At 73.1% G+C, this 23,412-nt stretch carries 15 protein-coding genes; 4 read left to right on the forward strand and 11 right to left on the reverse strand.

Translation table 11 applies throughout. From position 1 onward, the window contains the following. Window positions 1-13 precede the first annotated feature (13 nt). Window positions 14-910: an agmatine deiminase family protein gene (locus AB0K43_RS02830; RefSeq protein ID WP_363635060.1), complete on the forward strand. Its 897-nt coding sequence runs from the start codon at window positions 14-16 to the stop codon at window positions 908-910. Between the two features lie 88 nt (window positions 911-998). Here AB0K43_RS02830 and AB0K43_RS02835 read toward each other — a convergent pair whose 3' ends face one another. The 4 genes from AB0K43_RS02835 to AB0K43_RS02850 form a co-directional block, all read right to left on the reverse strand. Next, the gene (locus tag AB0K43_RS02835) at window positions 999-3,464 is read right to left on the reverse strand and encodes a SpoIIE family protein phosphatase (RefSeq protein ID WP_363635062.1); all 2,466 of its coding nucleotides are present in this window, start codon (window positions 3,462-3,464) and stop codon (window positions 999-1,001) included. Between the two features lie 123 nt (window positions 3,465-3,587). After that, on the reverse strand, window positions 3,588-7,889 hold the full coding sequence (locus AB0K43_RS02840) for a HAMP domain-containing protein (RefSeq protein WP_363635064.1): 4,302 nt from the start codon (window positions 7,887-7,889) through the stop codon (window positions 3,588-3,590). A 194-nt stretch (window positions 7,890-8,083) separates the two neighbouring features. Beyond that, window positions 8,084-10,027, reverse strand: a complete 1,944-nt coding sequence (locus AB0K43_RS02845) for a YhgE/Pip domain-containing protein (RefSeq protein ID WP_363635066.1) — start codon at window positions 10,025-10,027, stop codon at window positions 8,084-8,086. After that, window positions 10,024-10,689, reverse strand: coding sequence for an ATP-binding cassette domain-containing protein (locus AB0K43_RS02850; RefSeq protein WP_363635068.1), 666 nt, complete (start codon window positions 10,687-10,689; stop codon window positions 10,024-10,026). The genes AB0K43_RS02845 and AB0K43_RS02850 overlap by 4 nt, the downstream gene beginning before the upstream one ends. 228 nt (window positions 10,690-10,917) lie before the next feature. On the opposite strand from AB0K43_RS02850, the gene AB0K43_RS02855 reads away from it, so the two are divergent. After that, window positions 10,918-11,472: an SRPBCC family protein gene (locus AB0K43_RS02855; protein WP_363635265.1), complete on the forward strand. Its 555-nt coding sequence runs from the start codon at window positions 10,918-10,920 to the stop codon at window positions 11,470-11,472. Between the two features lie 52 nt (window positions 11,473-11,524). Then, a complete protein-coding gene (locus AB0K43_RS02860) occupies window positions 11,525-12,892 on the forward strand; it encodes a mycothione reductase (RefSeq protein WP_363635070.1) in 1,368 nt (455 codons plus the stop codon). A 39-nt stretch (window positions 12,893-12,931) separates the two neighbouring features. Here the strand turns inward: AB0K43_RS02860 and AB0K43_RS02865 are convergent, their stop codons facing one another. The 6 genes from AB0K43_RS02865 to AB0K43_RS02890 form a co-directional block, all read right to left on the reverse strand. Then, window positions 12,932-13,102, reverse strand: coding sequence for a hydrophobic protein (locus AB0K43_RS02865; protein ID WP_363635072.1), 171 nt, complete (start codon window positions 13,100-13,102; stop codon window positions 12,932-12,934). A gap of 198 nt (window positions 13,103-13,300) precedes the next feature. Continuing rightward, window positions 13,301-14,338: a ketoacyl-ACP synthase III family protein gene (locus tag AB0K43_RS02870; RefSeq protein WP_363635074.1), complete on the reverse strand. Its 1,038-nt coding sequence runs from the start codon at window positions 14,336-14,338 to the stop codon at window positions 13,301-13,303. Then, a complete protein-coding gene (locus tag AB0K43_RS02875) occupies window positions 14,335-14,988 on the reverse strand; it encodes an SRPBCC family protein (RefSeq protein ID WP_363635076.1) in 654 nt (217 codons plus the stop codon). The genes AB0K43_RS02870 and AB0K43_RS02875 overlap by 4 nt, the downstream gene beginning before the upstream one ends. Further along, a complete protein-coding gene (locus tag AB0K43_RS02880; protein ID WP_363635078.1) occupies window positions 14,960-16,660 on the reverse strand; it encodes a thiamine pyrophosphate-binding protein in 1,701 nt (566 codons plus the stop codon). Before AB0K43_RS02880 ends, AB0K43_RS02875 begins: the two co-directional genes overlap by 29 nt. Beyond that, on the reverse strand, window positions 16,657-17,673 hold the full coding sequence (locus tag AB0K43_RS02885) for a GlxA family transcriptional regulator (RefSeq protein WP_363635080.1): 1,017 nt from the start codon (window positions 17,671-17,673) through the stop codon (window positions 16,657-16,659). The genes AB0K43_RS02880 and AB0K43_RS02885 overlap by 4 nt, the downstream gene beginning before the upstream one ends. Before the next feature lie 302 nt (window positions 17,674-17,975). Further along, window positions 17,976-20,735 carry an AAA family ATPase gene (locus AB0K43_RS02890; RefSeq protein WP_363635082.1) on the reverse strand — a complete coding sequence of 920 codons (2,760 nt, stop codon included), beginning with the start codon at window positions 20,733-20,735 and terminating at the stop codon, window positions 17,976-17,978. Window positions 20,736-21,340: 605 nt separating this feature from the next. Here AB0K43_RS02890 and AB0K43_RS02895 point away from each other — a divergent pair. Beyond that, entirely contained in the window at window positions 21,341-22,132 is a 792-nt protein-coding gene (locus tag AB0K43_RS02895) for an alpha/beta fold hydrolase (RefSeq protein ID WP_363635084.1), read from the forward strand. A 49-nt stretch (window positions 22,133-22,181) separates the two neighbouring features. On the opposite strand, the gene AB0K43_RS02900 is transcribed toward AB0K43_RS02895, so the two are convergent. Then, window positions 22,182-23,375, reverse strand: a complete 1,194-nt coding sequence (locus AB0K43_RS02900) for an ATP-grasp domain-containing protein (RefSeq protein ID WP_363635086.1) — start codon at window positions 23,373-23,375, stop codon at window positions 22,182-22,184. Between the last annotated feature and the right edge of the window lie 37 nt (window positions 23,376-23,412).

Here is a 23,412-nt window from a genome sequence, read left to right on the forward strand (position 1 = left end):
GCAGGACATCGCGTTGATCGCCCGGACGATCGCCCGGTTCGAGCCGGTGGTCATGTGCGCGCCGGATCAGGACAGCGCCGCGACCGCGCGGTCCTGGTGCGGCCCCGAGGTCACCGTGATCACCTCGATCCCCACCGACGACCTCTGGATGCGTGACACCGCACCCGTCTTCCGGCGCGACGGCCGGGGCGGCCTGGACGCGATCGGCCTCAACTTCAACGGCTGGGGCAACAAGCAGACGCACGCCAAGGACGCCCTGGTGGCCGGGCGGATCGCCGCGTACGTCGGCGTCCCGTTCACCTCCGCCGCGCTGACCGCCGAGGGCGGCGCGATCGAGCAGGACGGCAAGGGGAACCTGATGGCGACCCGCAGCAGCATCATCAACACCAACCGAAACTCCGGCCGCACCCAGGCGCAGATCGAGGCCGCGATGTGCGCGGCCTACGGCGCGTCCAAGGTCATCTGGTTCAAAGGGATCGTCGGCCAGGACATCACCGACGACCACGTCGACGCCACCAGCCGGTTCCTCGCCCCGGGCGCAGGCCTGGTGCAGATGCCGCTGGCGAGCGACAACGACGCCTGGGCCAAGGGCGTCCGCCAGCAGTACCAGATCCTGTCCGCCGCCAAGACCTCCACCGGCGGCCCGATCGCGGTCACCCAGCTCCAGGGCCCCGACTACAACGTCATCCGCTCGACCAACCCGGACTTCGTGGCCGCCTACGCCAACTACTACGTCTGCAACGGCGCCGTCATCTCGGCCCAGTTCGGCGACACCCGCGCCGACGCCGCCGCCAAGGCCACCCTCGCCCGGCTCTTCCCCGGCCGGACCGTCGAGCAGCTCAACATCGACTACCTCGGCGCCGGCGGCGGCGGCATCCACTGCGTCACCCAGCAGCAGCCCGCCGCCTGACCCACCACCCCCCACCATGAACGGCCAGGCCGGAGCCCCCGGCCTGGCCGCGCTCCGTGCCGGCGACCGGCCCCGTGCGCGGCGGGGCTCAGCGGATCTTGATGCCGATCAGGCAGGTGTCGTCGTCGGTGTCCGCGCTGCTGTACCTCAGCAGGTGGTCGAGCCGGTGCTCCAACTCGGCCGGGTCGTCGGACGGCTGGGGCTTCTGGGCGGTGGCGCGCAGGTCGTCCAGGGAATCCTGGAGGGAGCGGTCCCGCCGTTCGATCAGACCGTCGGTGTACATCATGAGGGTGTCGCCGCTCCTCATCCGGAGCTCGCCCTCCTCGTAGTCGGCCTGGTCGATCGCGCCGAGCAGGATGCCGGAGACCCCGGACAGTTCGCTGGCCCGGCCGTCCCGCAGCAGCACCGGCGGCAGGTGGCCGGCCTTGGCCCAGCGCAGCACCTTGGTCTGCGGATCGTAGAGCGCGCAGACCGCGGTGGCGGTGACGCTGTCGGTCAGGTGGTGCGTCACGCTGTTGAGCCAGCACAGGAGTTGGGCCGGCCCTGCGCCGGTGGCGGCCAGGCCGCGCAGCGCGTTGCGCAGGGCGACCATGCCGGTGGCGGCGTCGATGCCGTGCCCGGCGACGTCGCCGACGCACAGCAGGACCTGGCCGGTGGGCAGGGCGAGGGCGTCGTACCAGTCGCCGCCGACCAGGTGCTCCTTCTCGGCGGGCCGGTAGCGGACGGCCACCCGCAGGTCGTGCAGGTCCAGCGGGCCGCGGCTGGGCGGCATGATGGCGTGCTGCAACTGCAGGGCGAGCCGGCTGCGTTCGGCGGACTGCTGCTCGCTGTGGGCGAGCTGGTCGCGGGTGGCCGCGAGGGCGACCTCCGTCCAGTGCTGGGCGGAGACGTCCTGGTAGGCGCCGCGGACCGCGGTGATCCGGCCCTCGGCGCCGATGACGGGCTCGGCGACCACGCGGATGTGGCGGGCGATCCCGTCGGCCCGCTTGAGCCGGAAGGCGGTGGAGGTCGGGCGCCCGTGGTGCAGGAGGGTGCGCAGGAACCGGCCGATGGTGTGCTCGTCGTCCGGGTGGGCGTGGGCGGGCAGGTGCTCGATCGGGATGGGCTCGGCGGTGAGCGGCAGTCCGTGCAGGTCGAAGAGGGTGTCGTTCCAGGCGATCTCACCGGTGCGCAGGTTCTCCTCGAACCCTCCGATCCGGCCGAGCCGCTGGGCGTGCTGGAGCAGGCTGGCGACCCGGGCGGCGCCGTCCTTGGCCCGCCAGAGCAGCACGACCTGGGCGCCGTGCCGGCTGATGTCGACCGCCGCCTCGGTGGTCAGCGGGACCCCGTCGACCAGGGCGGAGAGCTGCATCGCGGACGAACGGAACGACTCGCCGGTCGCCAGCACGTGTTCGATCTTCTCCAGCAGGCCGCCCGGCTCGGCGGCCAGCGGATACGCCTCCAGCAGCCGCGCCCCGGCGATGACGCTGCGGGGCCGGCCGGCGAAGTCGACGAAGCCGGGGTTGAGGTGCTTGATCAGGTAGTCGGTCGGCAGGTCGGCGGCGTCGAACACCGGCTGCAGCACCAGGCAGGGATCCGGCAGGCCGTGCACCAGCTCCAGCAGCTCGGTCGTCCGGGCGGCGTCCTCGGGGTCCGCGCCGCCGGCCGGGCGGGACTCCAGCGCGGTGGCGCAGAGCTCGGCCAAGGCCTCGAACTGCCGCTGCAGCGACTGCGATCGCGGCGGGAGCGCGTCCGGCCAGCAGATCTCCAGCACCCCGGTGATCCGGCCACCCGTACCGGCCGGGACGGCCAGCCGCCCGCCGGTGATCTCCCGCTGCCCGATCGAGGGCAGCCCCGCCTCGGCCGGCGACTCGTACGCCGTGGCGGCCCGGGCGATCAGCGCCTGGCGGGCGGGGGTGGGCACGCCGGGGGGTACGTGGCGCCACAGCGACGCCTCCTGCGGGTCGAAACCGGCGCTTCCCGCCAGGGTCAGGGACTGGTCGGCGTTGGCCGACCAGATCGCCACCGCCGAGGCCCCGAGCGGCCGCAGGGCATGGTCGAGGGCCGACCGGGCGACGGCCTGCACATCGCCGGCACCGAGCATGCCGGTCTCCGCGCTCCGCAGCCGCAGGGCCGGCGAGGGCTCGCCCGTGGCCGCCACGAATTCGCGGGCGATGTCGGCGATCCGGTCGCGGGCCGCCTGGTTGACCAGGTCGGCCGCCAGCTCCAGGACGGAGACGTTCGACTGGCCCGCGAGGTCCTCCAACTGCCGTGCGGCGTCGGCCGGTCCGTAGCCCAGCCGCTCGACCAGGATGCCCTTGGCGAGTTCGAGCAGCGCCCGCCCGTCGGCCTCGGCCCGGGCCCGGGCCAGCTCGCCGCGCAGGCGCTCGACGGTGGAGGTCAGCCGGCCGATGACACCGGCGTCGGCAGGTCCGGCCGGGGGCCGGTCGGCCGCTCCCCGCTGGGCGATCACCGAACCCGGGGGCGGGCCGGGCGCCCCGTTCGAGGCGTCGCCGTGGTCGGGGGCGTGGGGCGGTCGGTTGCCGACGTCCCGAGGCGGCTGGCTGTCGCGCATCGGTCTCTCCTCAGGTCGCACGGTCGTCGCAAGGTGGCAAGGGTGGCAAGGGTGGCCGGGTGGCAAGGGTGGCCGGCCGGCAGCGCCGGATCGGGTCAAGGGCCGGTCAGGGGCCGGATCGGCCTAGGGACGGAGCCACCGCTCGATGCAGGCGATCAGGTCGCGGGCGTCGACGGGCTTGGTGACGTAGTCGCTGGCGCCGGATGCGAGACTCTTCTCCCGGTCGCCCATCATGGCCTTTGCGGTGACGGCGATGATCGGCAGCCCGGAGTGCTCGGGCATCGCGCGGATGGCGGTGGTGGCGGCGTACCCGTCCATCTCCGGCATCATGACGTCCATCAGGATCAGGTCGATCCCGGCGTTGCGGGTGAGGGTGTCGATCGCGGCGCGCCCGTTCTCCGCCTGCAGGACCCGCATGCCGTGCAACTCCAGGATCCCGGTGAGGGCGTAGAGGTTGCGGTCGTCGTCGTCGACGACCAGGACGGTGCGGCCCGCGAGCGCGCCGTCGACGTCCGGGGCGAGCGGGGTGGCGGTGTCCTCGGCGCGCACCAGCGGCAGCACGTCGCCGGGCTGATCCGCGCTCAGGTGCAGGGCGATGCGCTCCCGCAGCTCGTCGAGGCTGGAGAGCAGCTCCAGCGGCTGCGCGGTGGCGCGCTCCTGCAGGGCCCGCTCCTGCTCGGCGCCCAGGCGCCGGTTGTTGTGCGCCAGCACGGGCACGCTGTGCAGCGCGGCGTCCCGGGCCATCTTCTCCAGGAAGTCCAGCGCCGCGCCGTTCGGGAGGTCCAGTTCCAGGACGACGCAGTGGCACGGTGTCGCGGCGAGCGTCTCCGCCGCCTCCTGGGCGCCGACCGTGGTGATGACCTCCACCGCACCGCGCGGGTCGCCGAGGTCGGCGTGGCCGGCCAGGTCGGCGACGGCGCTCTCCGCGACCAGGGACAGCAGGCCGCGCGGCCGCTCCTCGATCACCAGCAGCCGCTTGGGCTGGGCGGTCTCGGCCGGGCCGGTGTGCCCGGCCGGGTCGTCCTGGCCGGGCGCGGCCGCCTCGCTCGGCCCGGCCTCCAGCAGCTCCCGCGGGCGCTGGGCGCTCAGTTCGACGAACTCCGCCCTGGCCACCGGCAGGTAGAGGGTGAAGGTGCTGCCCTGACCGGGGGTGCTCTGCGCGGTGATGGCGCCGCCGAGCAGGAACGCGATCTCGCGGCTGATCGACAGCCCCAGGCCGGTGCCGCCGTACTTGCGGCTGGTGGTGCCGTCGGCCTGCTGGAAGGCGCCGAAGACGCCGTCCAGGTGCTGGGGCTCGATCCCGATCCCGGTGTCCACCACGTGGAAGGCGATCACCGGCCCGTGGTCGCGGCGGGCGACCTCCGGCACGTCCGCCGCGTCCGCGATCTCGATCCGCAGGTCGACGCTGCCCCGCTCGGTGAACTTGACCGCGTTGGAGAGCAGGTTGCGCAGCACCTGGCGCAGCCGGTAGTCGTCGGTGAGCAGCTCGGCCGGCACGCCCGCGGCGGTGCTGACCTGGAAGGTGAGGTTCTTCTGGCCGGTCAGCGGCCGGAACGTGGCCTCGACGTAGTCGAGCAGCTTGCGCAGCGGGATGTGCTCCGGAGTGACGTCCATCTTGCCGGCCTCGACCTTGGAGAGGTCGAGGATGTCGTTGATCAGCTGGAGCAGGTCGGAGCCGGCGGAGTGGATGATGCCCGCGTACTCGACCTGCTTGGCCGTCAGGTTGCGGGTCGGGTTCTGGGCGAGCAGCTGGGCGAGGATGAGCAGGCTGTTCAGCGGGGTGCGCAGCTCGTGGCTCATGTTCGCCAGGAACTCCGACTTGTAGGTGGAGGCCACGGAGAGCTGGTGGGCCCGGTCCTCCAGCTCCTGGCGGGCCTGCTCGATCTCCAGGTTCTTGGTCTCGATGTCGCGGTTCTGGGCGGCCAGCAGGGCGGCCTTGTCCTCCAGCTCGGCGTTGGAGGACTGCAGTTCCTCCTGGCGGGCCTGGAGCTCCGCGGAGCGGACCTGCAGCTCGGAGGTCAGCCGCTGGGATTCGCCGAGGAGTTCGTCGGTGCGGGCGTTGGCGACGATGGTGTTCACATTGACGCCGACGGTCTCCATCAGCTGTTCCAGGAAGGCCCGGTGCACCGGGGTGAAGTCGTGCACGGTGGCGAGCTCGATGACGCCCAGCACCTGGTCCTCGACGACGATCGGGAGCACGATCAGCGAGATCGGTTCGGCGCGGCCGAGGCCGGAGGAGACGCTCACGTAGCCGGCCGGCAGCCGGTCGACGGCGATGGTGCGCCGGCTGCGGGCGGCCTGGCCGACGAAGGACTCGCCGAGCTTGAAGCGGGTCGGGGTCGAGCCGGGCGGGAAGGCGTAGGACCCGATCAGGTTGAGGTAGGTGGTGCGGCCGGTCTCCTCGGCCAGGTAGAAGGCGCCGTACTGGGCGGAGACCAGCGGTGTGAGCTCGTCCATGATCAGTTCGGCGACCACCGGGAGGTCGCGCCGGCCCTGCATCAGGGCGGAGATCCGGGCCAGGTTCGACTTGAGCCAGTCCTGGTCCTCGTTGGCGCGGGTGGTCTCGCGCAGCGACTCCACCATGAAGTTGATGTTGTCCTTGAGGTCGGCGACCTCGCCGGAGGCGTCGACGGTGATCGACCGGGTGAGGTCGCCGGCGGCGACCGCGCTGGTGACCTCGGCGATCGCCCGGACCTGCCGGGTGAGGTTGCCGGCGAGCTCGTTGACGTTCTCGGTGAGCCGCTTCCAGGTGCCGGAGACGCCTTCGACCTCGGCCTGGCCGCCGAGCCGGCCCTCGCTGCCGACCTCGCGGGCCACCCGGGTGACCTCGGCGGCGAAGGCGGAGAGCTGGTCGACCATGGTGTTGATGGTGGTCTTGAGCTCCAGGATCTCGCCCCGCGCGTCCACGTCGATCTTGCGGGTCAGGTCGCCGCGGGCGACCGCGGTGGTGACCTGGGCGATGTTGCGGACCTGGCTGGTGAGGTTGTGCGCCATGAAGTTGACGTTGTCGGTGAGGTCCTTCCAGGTGCCGGCCACGTTGGGCACCCGGGCCTGCCCGCCGAGCGTGCCCTCGGTGCCCACCTCGCGGGCCACCCGGGTCACCTCGTCCGCGAACGCGGAGAGCGTGTCGACCATCGTGTTGATGACCCCGGCGAGGGCGGCGACCTCGCCCTTGGCCTCCACGTTGATCTTCTGCGACAGGTCGCCCTTGGCGACGGCGGTGGCGACCTGGGCGATCGAGCGGACCTGGCCGGTCAGGTTGGAGGCCATCACGTTGACGTTGTCGGTGAGGTCCTTCCAGGTGCCGGAGGCGCCGCGGACGGTGGCCTGGCCGCCGAGGTTGCCCTCGGTGCCGACCTCGCGGGCGACCCGGGTCACCTCGTCGGCGAAGGCGGAGAGCTGGTCGACCATCGTGTTGATGGTCTCCTTCAGCTCCAGGATCTCGCCGCGGGCGTCGACCCGGATCTTCTGCGACAGGTCGCCCTGTGCCACCGCCGTGGTGACCTCCGCGATGGAGCGCACCTGCGCGGTCAGGTTGTCGGCCATCACATTGACGGACTCGGTGAGGTCGCGCCAGGTGCCGGAGACGTCGCGGACGTCGGCCTGGCCGCCGAGCCGCCCCTCGGTGCCGACCTCGCGGGCCACCCGGGTCACCTCGCCGGCGAAGGCGGAGAGCTGGTCGACCATCGTGTTGATGGTCTCCTTCAGCTCCAGGATCTCGCCGCGGGCGTCGACCCGGATCTTCTGCGAGAGATCGCCCTGCGCCACCGCCGTGGCCACCTGGGCGATCGAGCGCACCTGCGCGGTCAGGTTGCCGGCCATGAAGTTGACCGAGTCGGTGAGGTCGCGCCAGGTGCCGGAGACGTCGCGGACGTCGGCCTGGCCGCCGAGCCGCCCCTCGGTGCCCACCTCGCGGGCCACCCGGGTCACCTCGCCGGCGAAGGCGGAGAGCTGGTCGACCATCGTGTTGACGGTGTTCTTCAGCTCCAGGATCTCGCCCCGGGCATCGACCGTGATCTTCTGCGACAGGTCGCCCTTGGCCACCGCGGTGGCCACCTGGGCGATGTCGCGGACCTGGGTGGTGAGGTTGCCGGCCATCGCGTTGACGGAGTCGGTCAGGTCCTCCCAGGTGCCGGAGACCCCGGGGACCTCCGCCTGGCCGCCGAGCCGCCCCTCGGTGCCGACCTCGCGGGCCACCCGGGTCACCTCGGAGGTGAACAGCGAGAGTTGGTCGACCATGCCGTTGAACACGGTGGCGATCTCGCCGAGCAGGCCGTCGGCGTCGTCCGGCAGCCGGGTGCCGAAGTCACCGTCGCGGACGGCGGTCAGGCCGGCCAGCAGCCGCCGCAGATCGGGTTCGCCGACCTGCGCGGCGCCGTCGCCTTCGCCCCGGCGGGCAGCCGGGGGTTTCGTCGAGCCGGCCATCGCGGTCGCCTTCCTCGTTGAGTGGCGGGCCAGCGGCCCGTCACCGACCATGCCGCTCGGGCTCGACCCGCGGCCGGGGCCACGTGACGAACTGTCGCCGGCACCTGAACGTACCGCCGGGGACGCTACCTTACGCGTTGCGTCGAGGGCGAACTCTTCCGGCACGGGCTGGGAAGGACGGCCGGGGGCCGGGGTCACAGCGCGACATCGGGGTGCAGTCGGGCCACCGTCCAGACCCGCTGACGCCGGACGGCCAGCGCGGTGAGGGTCAGGAAGGCGAGCCCGAAGCCCGCCAGGGTGAGGACGTCCCGCAGCAGGTGGGAGCCGAGCCCCCCGGAGATCGTCACGCGCAGCCCGTCCACCAGGTAGCTCATCGGCAGCAGCGAATGGACGGCCTGGAAGAACGCCGGGGTGGTCTGCATCGGATAGAGGCCGCCCGAAGCGGTGAGCTGGAGGATCAGCAGGACCAGGGACAGCACGTCCCCCACGGTGCCGAAGGCGGTCCGCAGGCAGTGGTCGATCGCCACGAAGGCCGCCGCCCCGAGCGCCAGCAGCAGCGCCGTCGCCACCGGGTGGATCGGATGCAGCCCCAGGGTCAGGTCGACCACGCCGTAGAGGACCAGGGCGCCGATCACACCGAGCCCCGCGCCGGGGAGCCAGCCCGCGACGGCGACCGTGGCGGCGCGGGTGCGGCCGGCCAGGGCCCGCAGGTTGACCGGCCGCAGCAGCAGATAGGCGAACAGCCCGAACACCCAGAGCGCGATACCGAAGAAGAACGGGGCGAGGCCGCGTCCGTACACCCCCGCCGGGTGCAGGTTCGACCGGTCGATCCGGACGGGGGTGCCCAGGACCTGGGCCGCCTGGGCGAGTTGGTCGTCGCTGAGGGCCGGGATCTGCTTCCTGCCGTCGTCGATCAGCCCCGACAGCCGGGCCGCGCCGCTGTGCGCCTGGTCGGCGGCGGTCCTGAGCGCACCGGAGCCCTGCTGGAGGGTGGTGAGGCCCGCCGTCACGGTGTCCGCGCCGCCCGCCAGGCTCTGCGCACCGGAGTCGATCAGCGCGAGCGGGGTCTGCGCGTCGCGGATCTGCTGCTGCAGGGCGGTGGCCGAGCCCTGGAGGTCGGTGGCCTGCTGGAGCACCTGGTGGGCGCGGTCGGCAGCGGTGGCGGCCCGCCCGTCGAGCTGCCCGGCCACGGCGTCCACGGCGCCGGCATCCCGTACGGCGCGCCGGAACACCGGGTCCTCGCGCAACTCGGGATGGGCGGCGGCCAGCTGGTCGAGGTCGGCCACCGCCGCCGCGGTGCCCTGCCGGACCTGGCCGGTGCCGCTGTGGACGGCGTCGAGGCCCTGCGCCGCCAGGTTCGCCGCGCTCACCAGCGCGCCTGCCGCGGCGGGCAGTTGCCGGGCGGCCGCGCGGTCGAGCGCCGCGGTGGCCCGGTCCACCTGCGCGGTGGCCTGGCTGATCCTCCGCGCACCGTCGGCGAGCTGCGCGGAGCCGTCCCGGAGCGTGCTGGTGGCATCCGCCGCGGCCGAACTGCCCTGCTGGGCGACCGTGGTGGCGTCCACCAGGGCCTGTGCGCCGTCCGCCGCGCTGCCCAGCTCGGCCCGGATGTCGGTCAACTGCCCGTAGAGGCCGCGGACATAGGCCTCGTGCGCGGCCGAGTCGACCTGGTCCTGGAGCTTGGACTGGACGACCTCGGTCATCAGACCGGCGATGTAGTTGTTGGCGTCGTTGAGTTCGATGTGGATCGCGGCCTGCTGCGGCTGGGTGTCCGGCCCGGTGGCGAGCCGGCCGCTGAAGTCGGCGGGGATGTCGACCGTGAAGTAGTACCGGCCGCTGCGCAGGCCGGAGCGGGCCTGCGCCTCGTCCACCAGCTGCCAGTCGAAGTCCCGGGAGGCCTTGAGCCGCTCGACCACCTGGGCGCCGGCGTCCACCCGCTGGCCCTGCCGGGTGTCGGCCGGCCGGTCCAGGTTGACCAACGCGACCGGGATCCGGTCCGTCCTGCCGTACGGGTCCCAGTTCGCCCACAGGTACATCGCCCCGTAGAGCAGGGGGATCAGGCAGAGCAGGAGCGGTACCCACCGCCGGAGGGGTCCGCGGAAGCGGCGCAGCTCCAGCAGGGCCAGCCTGATCGCGGTCATGCGCTCTCCCGGTGGTCGTGGTCGTGGTCGTGGGCATGGCCAGGGCCCTGGACAGCGGGCTCGGCGGTGGGCAGGTGGCCCCGGAGGCGCCGGGGCAGCGGCACCAGGACCGGTGCCGGATCGAGGCCCTCGGGGGCGTCCAGCGCGCCGGCCAGCACGGTGCACCCGGTGCCGCGGGCCCGGGCCAGCGCCCGCCAGAGCTGTTCGCGGTCGGCGGCCGGGCAGCCGCGCCCGACGTCGTCCACCACGACCGCCGCCGGGTGCGCGGCCAGCGCCAGGGCGACCGCCAGCAGCAGGCCGTCCGCGGGGGAGAGGTCGCGCAGGAGCTCGTGCGGGCGCGGCCGAAGGCCCAGGAGCTCGTACGCCTCGGCGACCCGCCGCGTTGTCACCCGCCGGTCCAGCCAGCGGCGTTCCGCTTCCAGCTCGCCCACCCGGAGGCTGTCGTCCAGTGCGACGGCGGGCTCCGCGCGGGCCACCGCCACCAGCTCCTGGATCCGACCCGCGGCGCCGGGCAGCAGGTGTCCACCGACCTGGACGGCGCCCCCGCTCGGCCGCATCCGGCCCGCCAGCGCGAGCAGCAGGGACGTGCGTCCCGACCCGCCCGGGCCGTGCGCCACCAGCAGGCCGCCGGCCGGGACCCGCAGATCCAGGTTCTCGAACACCGCTCCTCGCGGTCCGCGCACACTCAGGCCGTGTGCGGTCACCTCAACACCGGAGATCTCCACCTACCGTCCGGTAACCCGAAATCCCGATCCGATGCCTGTGACGCGCGCCACACCCCGGGGTCGGTTGCCGGTCCGCCCGATTGGGCGCCCGTCCGCAGGGCAGGCGCGGGGTCGGCAAGGAACGCCGGATCGCTCGACCCGACCCGAAGGGAGACGCTCGTGAGCATGGTGAACGAGTCCATCGAGGTGGACGTCCCGCTGCGCAGCGCGTACGACCGCTGGACGCAGTTCGAGGAGTTCCCGCGCTTCATGGCCGGTGTGGAGGAGGTGCGCCGCACGGGCGACCGGAACTTCCACTGGACGGCGAAGGTCGCCGGCACCCGCCGCGAGTTCGACACCGAGATCGTCGACCAGGTCCCCGACCGGCGGATCTCCTGGCGCACGGTGGGCGGCGACGTCCGGCAGCTGGGAGTCGTGACCTTCCAGCGGCTCGACGACGCCCGCACCCGGGTGGGCCTGGCCGTGGACTTCGAGCCGCACGGCCTGGCGGAGAAGGTCGGCGACCTGCTCGGGCTCCCGGACCGGCAGGTCAAGGGCGACCTCAAGCGGTTCAAGGCCTACATCGAGGAGCACGGCCGGGAGGGCGAGGGCCGATCCGCCCGCGCGGCCCGGCCGGCAGCACCGGGGGACGCGCCGGTGCGCGAGCAACCCGGGGCGCGGATGACCGCCGAGGGCGCCCCGCCCCCGGTCGAGGACCCGGACGACCGGCGGCAGGGCTGAGCCGATGACCGTGCTCCCGGGTCCGATCCGGCTGCGGGGGTAGCCTCCGCATATGCGACACCACGACCTCGTCGTCCTGGGTGCGGGCTCCGGCAACGCCGTGATCGACGACCGCTTCGCCGGCCTCGATGTCGCCATCGTCGAGCCGGGGCCGTTCGGCGGGACCTGCCTGAACCGGGGCTGCATTCCGAGCAAGATGCTCGCCCGCACCGCGGACGTCGCGGACGGCGTGCGGGAGGCCGGCCGCTTCGACGTGGACGCCGTCCTGGGCGGTGTGCGGTGGACCGAGGCACGCGAACGCGTCTTCGGGCGCCTCGACCGGGAGGCGGCGGACGGCGAAGCGGGGCGGCGGCGCTCGGACTTCGTCACCGTCCACCGCGGCCGGGCCCGCTTCACGGGGGAGCGGGAGCTGCTGGTGGCAGGCGATCAGGGTGAGGTCCGGCTCCGCGGCGGGCAGATCGTGGTGGCGGTCGGCAGCCGCCCGGTGGTCCCGGCGGCCGTACGGGACTCCGGGCTGCCCTACGAGACCTCCGACACCGTGATGCGGCGCCGGACGCCGCCGCGGCACCTGGCCGTCCTCGGCGGCGGCTACATCGCCGCCGAGCTGGCCCACGTCTTCCACACGGCCGGCAGCCGGATCACCGTCGTCGAGCACCACCACACCCTCCTCGAGCCGCAGGACGAGGCGGTGTCCCGGGCCTACACCCGGATCGCCCGCTCCCGCTACCAGGTGCGCACCGGTGTCACGCTCACCCGGCTGGAAGGGGAGCCCGGCCGGCTGCGCCTGGTCCTCGACGACGGCTCCGCGGTGGAGGCGGACACCCTGCTGGTGGCGGTGGGCCGCACCCCCAACAGCGACACCATCGACGCCGACCGGGCGGGGATCGCTCTGCGGGAGGACGGCCGCATCGTCGTGGACGCCCACCAGCGGACCACCGCGCACGGCGTCTTCGCCCTCGGCGACGTGTGCACCCCCGTGCCGCTCAAGCACGTGGCGAACCGGGAGGCGCAGGTGGTCGCGCACAACCTGCTGAACCCCGGTGACCTGGCTGTCACCCGCCACGACGTCGTGCCCGCCGCGGTCTTCACCCGTCCGCAGATCGCCCAGGTCGGCCTGACCGAGCAGGAGTGCCGGGGCCGCGGCCTGGAGTACACGACCGCCACCCGCCGGTACGCGGACGTCGCCTACGGATGGGCGCTGGAGGACACCACCGGCTTCTGCAAGGTCATCGCCGACCCGGGCACCCGCCGCCTGCTGGGCGCCCACATCCTCGGCCCCCAGGCGTCCACCCTGATCCAGCCGCTGGCCATCGCCATGAGTCTGGGCATCGACGCCCCCACCCTGGCCAGGGCCCCGTACTGGATCCACCCCGCCCTCACCGAGGTGGTGGCCAACGCGCTGCTCGACCTCGGCCTCTGACCGCGCCGCCCTCCCGGGGACGACGCGGCCGGCCGAGCGCTACCAGCGGTACCAGCGGCCGCGGGTGCCGGACGCTCCGGTGCCACGGGCGACGAAGCCCACCAGCCAGACCACCAGGACGATCACGGCGATCCACCACAGTGCCTTCAGTGCGAAACCCGCGCCGAAGAGAATCAGCGCCAGCAGCAGTACCAGAAGAAGAGGAACCATTTTCCGACCTCCACAGTTGTCGTCGGACCTCGGCTGCCCCGTTCCGGGTCGGCCATTCGTGGGAATCCTCCGGTGTTTTCGGGGCGGCTCCTCCGGTGGCCCGGTGGCAGACCTACGGGATCTCGATGCCCGGCGAAAGACCCGGCCGGGCGGCCCAGGAGCCGGCACAGGGCACCGTCGGAGGCCGCCGCCGAACCGCTACGTCGAGGGGCGAGGAGCCGTGCGGCCGGGGCCCCATCGGATCGCGGCGGCGCCCGCGTAGTCGCCCGCGTGGGCGAAGCCGCCCAGCACCACCAGGTCGCCGTCCTTGACCCGTCCCGCGCGGATGGCGTGGTCGAGGGTGATGGGGATCGCCGCCCCGAACAGGTTTCCGCAGCTGTCGAAGGTGTCGGGGTGGCGGTGCGGCGGCAGCCGCAGCGTCTCCCGCCAGTTGCGCAGGAAGGTGCGGTTGGGCTGGTTGGTCACCAACAGGTCGATCTCGCCCGTGCTGATCCCGAGCCGTCGGCACAGGTCGGTGACCACGGCCGGTACCAGGCGGTTGCCGCGCTCGAGGACCGTGGCGACGGCGGCCTCGGTGAAGCCGATCCGCAGCTGGGATTCGCCGGGTTCCCAGTATCTGCGCCCGTCGTCGAGGACGGCCGTCATGTCGCCCCCGTGCTCGGCGATATGACGTGTCACCAGGTCGAGCACCGGAGAGCTTCCCGAGGTGGTCACGTACCCCACCCCGCAGCCGTCCCCGGGGATCGCGGCCTGGGCGAGCCGGCGCACGTCGGACTGGGTGAACAGCTGGCCGGCGGCGCTCTGGGCGTTGCAGATCAGCGCGGTCCTGGCGTCGGTGGTGGTGAGGATCTGCCGGGCCAGTTCGAGCATGTGGACGAAGGAGGCACAACCGGCGTTGGCCACGTCGATCAGCCACTGCGGCTTCAGCCCGAGCCGGCGTGCGACCTCGGTCCCGGCGCCCACGAAGGGGGTGTCCGGGAGCTGGCTGTGCATCAGCAGAACGTCCACCGCACGGATCTCGTCCGCCCCGTGCCGCTCGATCAGGGGCGCGACCGCGCGCTCGACCATGTCCACGTTGGTCTCGCCCACGGCCACGTGGTGCCGCAGCGGGGGGATCCTGAACATGGGACTGTCGCGGAGCCGGTCCTGCGCACCGGGGTACTCGGTGTAGAACTCGGCGGGCACCGGCTCGCCGGGCAGGTAGCCCGCGACGTCGGTCAGGCTGACCGTGGTCACCGCACCACCACCGTGGCGGGCGAGGAGCTGATCGGCAGGCCGCCCCGGTGGCGGTGTTCCAGGATCGCCTTGAGGTTCCCCATCTCCACCGTGTGGCCGGCGTAGAACAGGTCCCAGTAGTCGCCCACCCACGGGCGGTCCGCCTGCGGGGCCAGGCCGGGGTGGGGGTTCGCGTCGTAGTACGGGTGCCGGCAGTTGGTCCAGGTGATCACGGAACCGGGCTTGCCGAGCACCGACCGGGCCGGCAGGACACGCATCAGGTACACCATCCAGAGCTCGTCCCCCTGGTCCCAGGAGCAGTGGAAGTCCACCGTCATGGCCTCGGCGTTGGCCTCCACCCTGCAGTAGATCCGGGTCTGCTCCGCCAGCCGGTCGTCACCGACCCACAGCCCCGCCGTCCCGGTGGGTCCGAAGTTCCGCAGACTGAACGTCCACTCCTCCAGGTGGTGACCCTGCCGCAGGTACTCGTAGGCCTGGGCCGGCGGGCAGTCGACGTATTCCTGGATCGTGCAGTAGGTCCCGTAGACCTCCCCGTGCGGGTAGGCGGGCCGGGTCAGCTCCGCACAGCGGGCGAGCAACTGCTCCAGGCCGGTGTTCTCGACCCTGGTCAGTCCGGGGACGTCAGCCAACACGGATCGGTCCGCGCTCATGAGCGGTCTCCTCGTTCTCGGCCGGCCCGCGGCCGGCGATGTTCAGGAAGGGGAGGAACGGCGGTATCTCGCAGGGGTCGAAATCCAACGTGACGAAGGCGGGACCAGGGCAGGCGTTGCTCCGCAGCAACGCCTGCCGCAGCTGTGCGCCGTCCTCGGCCCGGGTCACGTCCAGGCCGGGGAACATGCCCGCCACGCCCGCGGCGATGTCCGCCGGCCGGAACAGGTTGCCGGGGTGCGGGGCCCCGAGGAACAGCTGCTCACGAGTGGCGCACATGGCATGGGCGTTGTTGTTGAAGATCACGAAGGTGACGGGCGCGGCGTGCTCGACCGCGGTGTGGACCTCCATGCCGTGCATGAAGAACGAGCCGTCACCGGCGATCACGTAGGTGCGCTGCCCGGTGGCCAGCGCAGCGCCGATCCCGGCTCCGAAGGTGTAGCCCATGCCGCCCATGCCGACGGCCACCACGAAGCGGCCGTGGCGCGGGGCGGGGAGCAGGTGGATGACGCCGGCCCCGGCATTTCCCGCGTCCACGAAGACGTGTGCGTCCGGTGGCAGCGCGGCCTCGACCGAGGCCACCGCCGTGGCGTAGGAGGTGGCTTGGGCGGCCGGGGTGGCCGGGGTCGGCAGGGGGGAGGGGCCGGCATGGTCCGGGCACGGGTGCGAACCGGGAGCGAGGCGGGCGGCCAGCGCGTGCAGGGTGTCCCGGAGATCGCCGCGGAGCGAGATCCCGGGCACGAACGGCGGCTCGGGGTCGATGCAGACCAGCGGGGTCCCGGCCAGCTCCTGTTCCAGGCCGCCGCGGGCCAGGGCCGGCAGCCGGGTGCCCACCAGCAGGCAGGCATCGGCCTGCCGCAGGCACCGCACCACGTTCTGATGACCCATCACCCCGGCCACGCCGACGAACCTGGCGTCGCGGTTGTCGAAGACGTCCTTGGCGTCCGGGGTGACAGCCACCCAGGCGCCGAGCCGCTGCGCCAGGTCGGCCAGCTCCGCCCGCGCGCCGGCCGAGGCCACGCCCTCACCGGCGATGACCAGGACGCGGCCCGCCCTGCTGAGGACGTCCACCGCGCAGTCCGGGACGCGGGATTGCGTACGGACCGGGGGCGCGGCCGGCGGCGGCTCCCGGAGTGCGACCGGTGCCTGCTGCACGTCCTTGGGCAGCAGCAGCACGGCCGGCCCCTTGGGATCGCGTTGGGCCGCCGCGACCGCCCGGGCCAGCAGCTCCGGGACCGAGTCCGCCGCGTCGACCCGGGCGCAGAACCGGCTCACCGGGGTGAACAGCTCACGGGCGTCGAAGGAACCCGCCTTGCCGCTGGAGTCCTGGAAGGCTCCGAACCCCTCCTGCCCGGTCGGCGGTTGTCCCACGAACGCCAGCACCGGCACCCGTGAGGCGTACGCCTCCGCCAGGCCCGGCAGCAGGTTAAGCGCTCCACCGCCCGACGTCACGGCGACGACGCCGAGTCGCCCGGTGGCCCGGGCCTGCCCGTCCGCCATGGTGGCGGCGGAGAACTCGTGCTTGGCCACGACGGTACGGATCACGCCGCCGGTGGCGTGCAGGGAGTCGTACAGGTCCTCGATGTTCGCGCCGCCGACACCGAACACGTGCCCGACGCCGGATCTGACCAGCTCCCTCGCCAGGTAGTCGACGACCCGGACCTCGGCAGTCATACCGGACTCCTGTCGGACGGGTCGGGCCGGACGATGAGGCCGGACGGCGAGACGGTCTGGAAGCGTTGGCGGTACTCGTTCGGGGTCAGCTCCAGCGTTCGGCCGAAGGACCGGAAGAACGTCTCGGGGGCCGGGAAGCCGCAGCGCCGGGCGATCTGGGCGACCGGCAGTTCGGTGGTCTCCAGGAGCTTGCGGGCCCGGGCGATGCGCATCTGCTCGATGTACTGGCCCGGGGGCGTACCCACCTCGCGGCGGAACACCCGGGCGAAGTTCCGCAGGCTCATGTTGGCGCGCTCGGCGATCTCGGGTACGGGCAGCGGCTGTTCGAGGTGTGCGAGGATCCACTCCTGCGCGGCACGGATCGGCGCGCGATCGGCGAGCTGGGCCTCCAGCACCGCGCTGAACTGCGACTGGCCGCCGTTGCGTTTGAAGAACAGGACCAGGAACCGCGCCACCTCCAGCGCGAACGCCGCACCGTGGTCGGCCTCCACCAGGGACAGGGCCATGTCGATCCCGGTGGACACCCCGGCCGAGGTGACGAACCGGCCGTCCCAGACGAAGATCGGCTCGCGATCCACCGTCACGTCCGGGTACCGCTGGGCCATCTCCCCGCAGAAGGCCCAGTGGGTGGTGGCGCGCCGCCCGTTGAGCAGGCCCGCCTCGGCGAGCAGGAACGCCCCGCCGCACACGGAGGCGACCCGGCGCGACCGACCCGCCGCCCGGTCGATCCAGGCGACCAGTTCCCGGTCCGCCATGGCCTCCTTGAGACTCCATCCGCCCGGCACGAGGAGGGTGTCGATCGGGCTGTCGCCCGCGTCGAGCGGCTCCGCCGCGATCACCATGCCCGAGCAGGTCCGCACGAGCGGTGCGTCGGCGGAGACGAACTCGATCCGATAGCGCACACCCGTATCGGGGAGCCTGCGGTTCGCGGTGTCGAACACCTCGATCGGTCCCGTGATGTCCAGTGCCTGCGCACCGGAGTAGACCACTACCACCACACGTCGCTGATACACGGTCACAGCCTGTATCCGGCGCCGGACGACAGCAATGACGGTCTACTGACGAATTCGGCCACCGGGCATGGTCGACAGGCGTCGGACCGGCACTGAGCAGCACTGTTCACGGAGCGCGAGGGAGCGATGTGAATTGGGTCATAGCGGGGTGCACCCGCAGGCGCCGGGCCGATGGCGGGACGGCCGACCGCGCGGCCCCAGCACGGACCGGCGGGCGCCGGGCGACCACCCGACCGGGCCGTCCCGCCCGGTTCGGTCCTGGCCGTGATGGCGATCCGCCGGTCGCAGGGCCGTCCGGCGGTCTACAGGCTGAGGCTGAATCCGCGCAGCTGGTGGCGGGAGGTGACGCCCAGCTTCGGGAAGAGCTTGTAGAGGTGGTAGCCGACCGTCCGGGGGCTGAGGAACAGCTGGGCGGCGATCTCCTGGTTGCTCATTCCGCGGCCGACGAAGCGAACGATCTGCATCTCGCGCGGCGTGAGGCCGGAGAACGGCGTGGCCGCGTCCGGCGCGGCGGTGTCCGCGCCGCCGGCCGCGCGCAGCTCGGCCTTGGTGCGCTGCGCCCAGTGCTCCGCCTCCAGGGTGCGGAACTGGACCAGCGCGGCCTGGAGTTGGACCCTGGCATCCTTGATCCGGCGCTCCCGGCGCAGCCACTCCCCGTACAGCAGCCGGCTGCGGGACAGCTCGAAGGGTGACTGGGTGGGGGCGTCGATGGCGCGCCGGAACAGCTCATCGCAGTCGTCGCCGCGCCGCACCAGGGCCCGGCAGCGATCCAACAGCCCCTGGAAGTAGTGATGTTCGGCGCCGATCCGCCACTGCTCGTAGCGGCACAGGTACTCCTCGGCCGCCTGGTGGCGGCCGGCCCGAACCGCCGCCTCGATCAGGTCCGGCAGGACGGCGGCGGCCAGCATGAAGTGGGAGCCGGCGCGCTCGGGCAGCACCACCTGTTCCAGGAGCTCGACCGCGTCCTCCGGCCGGCCCTCGCCCAGCGCCAGCAGCCCCAGCGCCCAGTGCGCGATCGCCGACGCGGAGGCGATCTTGTGCTCGGCGGCGGCGGCCAGCCCGAGCTGGACCAGTTCGCGGCAGCGCTCCGACTGCCCGCGCAGCGCCGCCATCCAGCCCAGCAGTACGCGCAGATGGCAGGCCGCGCCCTCCTGGCCGGTCTCCTCGGCCAGCGCCAGGCCCTCGTCGCCGTTGGCCAGCGCGCTGGACCACCGGCCGGTCGCGATCTCCAGCGCGACCAGCGGGGCGAGCGTCATCGGCAGGGTGCCGACCTGGCCGCGCTCGCGCAGCGTGTCGGCTGCGGCCTCCAGCGACGTGCGGGTGCGCGCGGACTTGCCCAGCACGTACGGGTAGAGCGTGGGCGGCCACACCCACGGCTGCGGGTCCGCCGGATCCAGCCAGGCGAGCGTGGCCGGCTCGGCGTGCTCGGCGATGGTGTCGGCTTCCGGCACCCGCAGGTCCTGGTCGACCAGCGCGACCAGCCGTCGCCCGAGCCGCCGGACCGGGTGCTCGCCGGGCAGCGGCAGGTCCTCGACCATGCGGCCGATCCGCGCCATGGTCTCGGCGTCGTTGGCCACGAAGGCGCCGCGGGCGGCCATCACCAGCATGGTCCCGGCCAGATCGGGTTCGTCGGCCATGACGGGGAGCGCTCCCTCGACCAGCGTGCGGCAGGCGGCCGCCGGGTCGTTGCTGGCATGCTTGATCGATCCGCGCAGATGGGTGATCCGGGCCAGGCACCTCGGGTCGGAGGTCAGCGTCCCGGCCTCCTCCAGCAGCGCGTTCGCCCGGGCCGCCTGGGCGGCCCGCCAGGCGCTCTCGGCAGCCTCCACCATGTAGCGCTGGCGGTCCTGGGGGCGCGAGGCGAGCGACGCCGCGCGTTCCAGCGCGCCGACCGCGGTGGCCGCCCCGCCGGCCCGGCTGGCCCGCGCGGCGGAGGCCGCCAGCTGGGCGGCGAGCTCGTCGTCGGTGCCCGAGGTCGCTGCGGCCAGGTGTAACGTCCGCCGCTCCGGCTGGCCGGTGAGCACCTCGGCGAGCGCCCGGTGCACCGCCTGGCGCTCGGTGAAGGTCATCGCCTGGCAGGCCGCGGCGCGGATCAGCGGGTGGCGGAACTCCACCGTGTGGTCCTGGATCCCGACCAGCCCGGCCCGTTCGGCGGCGGCGCAGGCGTCGAGGGGAAGGCCCAGGTGCCGGGCGGCCGCGTCCAGGGTGCCGAGGTCGCCGCCCCCGTGCACGGCGGCCATCAGCAGGAAGACCTGGGAGGGGTGCGGCAGTTGCCGGACCCGGGCGAGGAAGGCCTCCTGGAGCCGTTCACCGAGCGGCAGCATCTCCGGCAGCGGCTCCAGGCCCCGGCGCTGGGCGTCGGTCAGCGCCAGCGGCAGTTCGGTGAGGGCCAGCGGGTTGCCGGCCGCCTCGCGCAGCAGCCGGTTCACCGTCGACTCCGCCAGCGGCAGTCCGGAGCGGGCCAGCACCCGGCGTCCGTCCTCGTCGCTCAGCGGTCCGACCCGCAGCACCGGCAGTTCGGGGGCGTGGAAGTCCTCGGTGCAGCCGTCACGGACCCCGAACAGCACGGCGACCCGGTCCGCCTCCAGGCGGCGGGCGAGGAAGCGCAGCGCGTCACGGGTGGCCGGGTCGAGGAACTGGGCGTCGTCCACGACCGCCAGCAGCATCGGGTGGTTCTCGGCCGCCTCGGTCAGCAGGGTGAGCGCGGCCAGTGCCACCAGGAAGCGGTCGGCGTCGGTGTCGGCCATCCCGAAGGCGCCGGCCAGCGCGGCGGCCTGCGGGGCCGGCAGGGTGTCCAGCCGGCCGAGCAGCGGGCGCAGCAGCTGGTGCAGGCCGGCGTACGGCAGGCCCATCTCGATCTGGACGCCCAGGCAGGAGAGCCGCATCAGGTCCTTCGGTGCCTGGCCGACGACGCTCCGCAACAGTTCGGTCTTGCCGATCCCGGCCGGCCCCCGCAGCACCAGGACCCCGCTGGACCCTTCCCTCGCACGGTCGAGCACTCTCGTCATCAGCCGTTTCTCCGCGTCGCGGCCTTCCAGCCCCGATCCGCACAGTGTGCTCACGTCCCGTAACCCTTCGCCTTCGCGATCCCCATTCCTGGTCCGACGGTTGACCCCTCGACCGCCGTAAGCGGAGAGTAACAGGGGAACGGATCTGATCAATCATAAGATCACCAAATACGCACAGGGTGTGACAGGGCCAGACCTTCGGCGGGGCGTCAACCCCGTCGTCCGGCGAGGATCTGACGGGCCGGCACGGACGCTGCGCCGCCCGGGGTCGACCGGGCCGCCGGGAGGTCGGCCGAGCTGCCGGGCGGTCGAAAACGACGCCGTCCCAACCAGCCTGACCAAACGTCATCCACAGCTCCGACATAGCAGCTTCACAGGCGGACGGCGTGCGTCCCGCGCCACCGGGCGAGCATGGATCGGCCTTTCCGTCGGGTGCGCGGGGCAACTACGTGAAGTAGTCGTCGGTGAACCGGCACCCGGCGGCAGACAGGGGGAAGCGGGCGGGTGAAAGTGCCCCTCGAGCTGCCGCGCCCTCGCTTGCGACGCCCATCGGCACAGTGCGAGGCTGACCGCGGCATTCAACCGGCGGGGCAGAGTTCTTCGGTATGTCCGAACCGGACGTCGAGCCGGCCGGGCGAGCGATTTCGAAAGGAACCACCGTGCCGCACGTCGAGGCCTCGGACGGAGTCCGCATCGCCTATCAGGTCCGTGGTGACGGCCCCCCGCTCGTCCTGCTCGCCGGCCAGGCGAACGACCACCACTGGTGGGACGGCGTCCGTGACGACTTCGCCGGCGCCCGGAGCACCGTCACGATCGACTACCGGGGCACGGGGGAGAGCGACAGGCCTCAACTGCCCTACTCCACCGAGCGGTTCGCCGACGACGTGGTCGCGGTCCTCGACGGGCTGGCCGTACGGCGGGCGGACGTGTACGGCACGTCCATGGGCGGGCGGGTCGCCCAGTGGCTGGCGGTCCGGCACCCTGGGCGGGTACGCGCCCTGGTGCTCGGCTGCACCTCGGCCGGGGGGCCGCACGCCGTCGACCGCAGCGGTGACGTCCGCAGGTCCCTGATCCGGCCCGATCCCCTCGAGGTGCGCCAGACCCTGCTGGAGCTGATGTACACCCCGGCCTGGCTCGCGACGCACCCGGGCCCGTACCACACGCTCGGCGACCGGAGCATGCCGGCGCACGCCCGGCGCGGGCACCTGGTCGCGAGCGACGGGCACGACGCGTGGGACGCGCTGCCCGGCATCGTCGCCCCGACCCTGGTCCTGCACGGCACCGACGACCTGCTCAATCCCACCGCCAACGCACCGCTGCTGGCCGCCCGCATCCCGGGCTCCCGGCTGGAGTTGATCCAGGGCGCCCGGCACGCCTACTTCGAGGAGTGCCGCGAGCTCGCCGGCCCGCTCGTCCTCGACTTCCTCGACCAGCAGGCGCCCCGGCGGTGACCCGCGGTGACTCACGCCACCGGCGGCGCACGGCCCGGGTCGGCACAGCTCACTCCGGGGTGATCGACACGACGATCTCGCTCTTGACCTGGGCGAGCCGGCTGATCACCGCGCGGGAATCCCTGCCGCGGACGGCCGCGATCGCGATCGCGTCCGAGGACTGCGTGGGGTGCACGACGGCGTCACCCGGGCGGTAGGGCGTCGTGAGCTGAAGCAGCCAGTCGGCCTGCGGGAGCGCGCGGTAGCCACCGAACCGGCCCAGCGCCGGCGGGTAGATCATGGACCAGCCGGTCGCCGGCAGGTCCGTGCGGGCCCGGTCGCCGCCGGCCGGCACGGCGCGCCCGATCTGCGGCAGGACGCTGGCGAGGAGCAGCGACATCCCGTGGCGGTACCGGAACCCGGCCTCGATCCCCGCACCGCCGGGGCGGCCGCCCAACTCGCAGAACACCGGCCTGCCGTGGTCGTCGAGGAAGGCTTCGAGGTGTGCGGCGCCGCTGAACCAGGGGATGCACCCGAGCACCGCGCGGTTGAACGCCAGGAGGGCGTCGAGGTCCGGCCCGTCGTCGAGGGTGTGCGACCGGATCTGCCCGTCCAGCGGGAACGTCTCGTGCGAGTCCAGGTACTGCGAGACGGAGACCGCGACCGGCACGCCGTCGCTGACCACGCTGTCGATGTGGAACTGGCGCCCCGCGATGAACTCCTCGGCCTCGTACCGGTCCGGGCCGGCGATTCCCCGCCGCTGCAGGCCGACCAGCTCGCTGCGGTCACGGACGATGTGCACGTCCAGGGAGTTGCAGCCGTGGACGGGCTTGATGACGATCCTGCCGAACCTGTCGAGCAGCTCCGCCGCCTGGATCGGTTCGGAGATCTCCATGAACTCCGGTACCCGGATGCCGTGCGCCGAGAAGTGGCGCTTCATCGCCACCTTGTCGCGGAGCAGCAGGGTGTGCTCCGTGCCCCGGCCGCCGGCGCCGATGGCCTCGCGCAGCCGCGCCGCCGGCAGCAGCAGCCGCTCCTGGGTGGCCACCACCCAGTCGAAGTCCAGGCCACCGACCAGCTCGGGCAGCGACACCGCGAGCTCGGCATGGGTGTCGATGTCCACCGGGATGCGGCGGCTCACCTGGCCGGGAGCCACCCGGGCGAGGTCCCGGGGGCGCGCGAGCAGGGTGACGTCGAATTCGTCCGGGGGGAAGAAGGGGCTGCCGTCGACATGGCGGTAGGCGTCGTACCCAAGGTGGCTCACCAGAGCCACTCGCTGACGAGTCACTGCTCCTCCGTAT

Origin of the sequence: Kitasatospora sp. NPDC049258 (assembly GCF_040678895.1) — a bacterium.
Taxonomy (GTDB): Bacteria; Actinomycetota; Actinomycetes; order Streptomycetales; family Streptomycetaceae; genus Kitasatospora.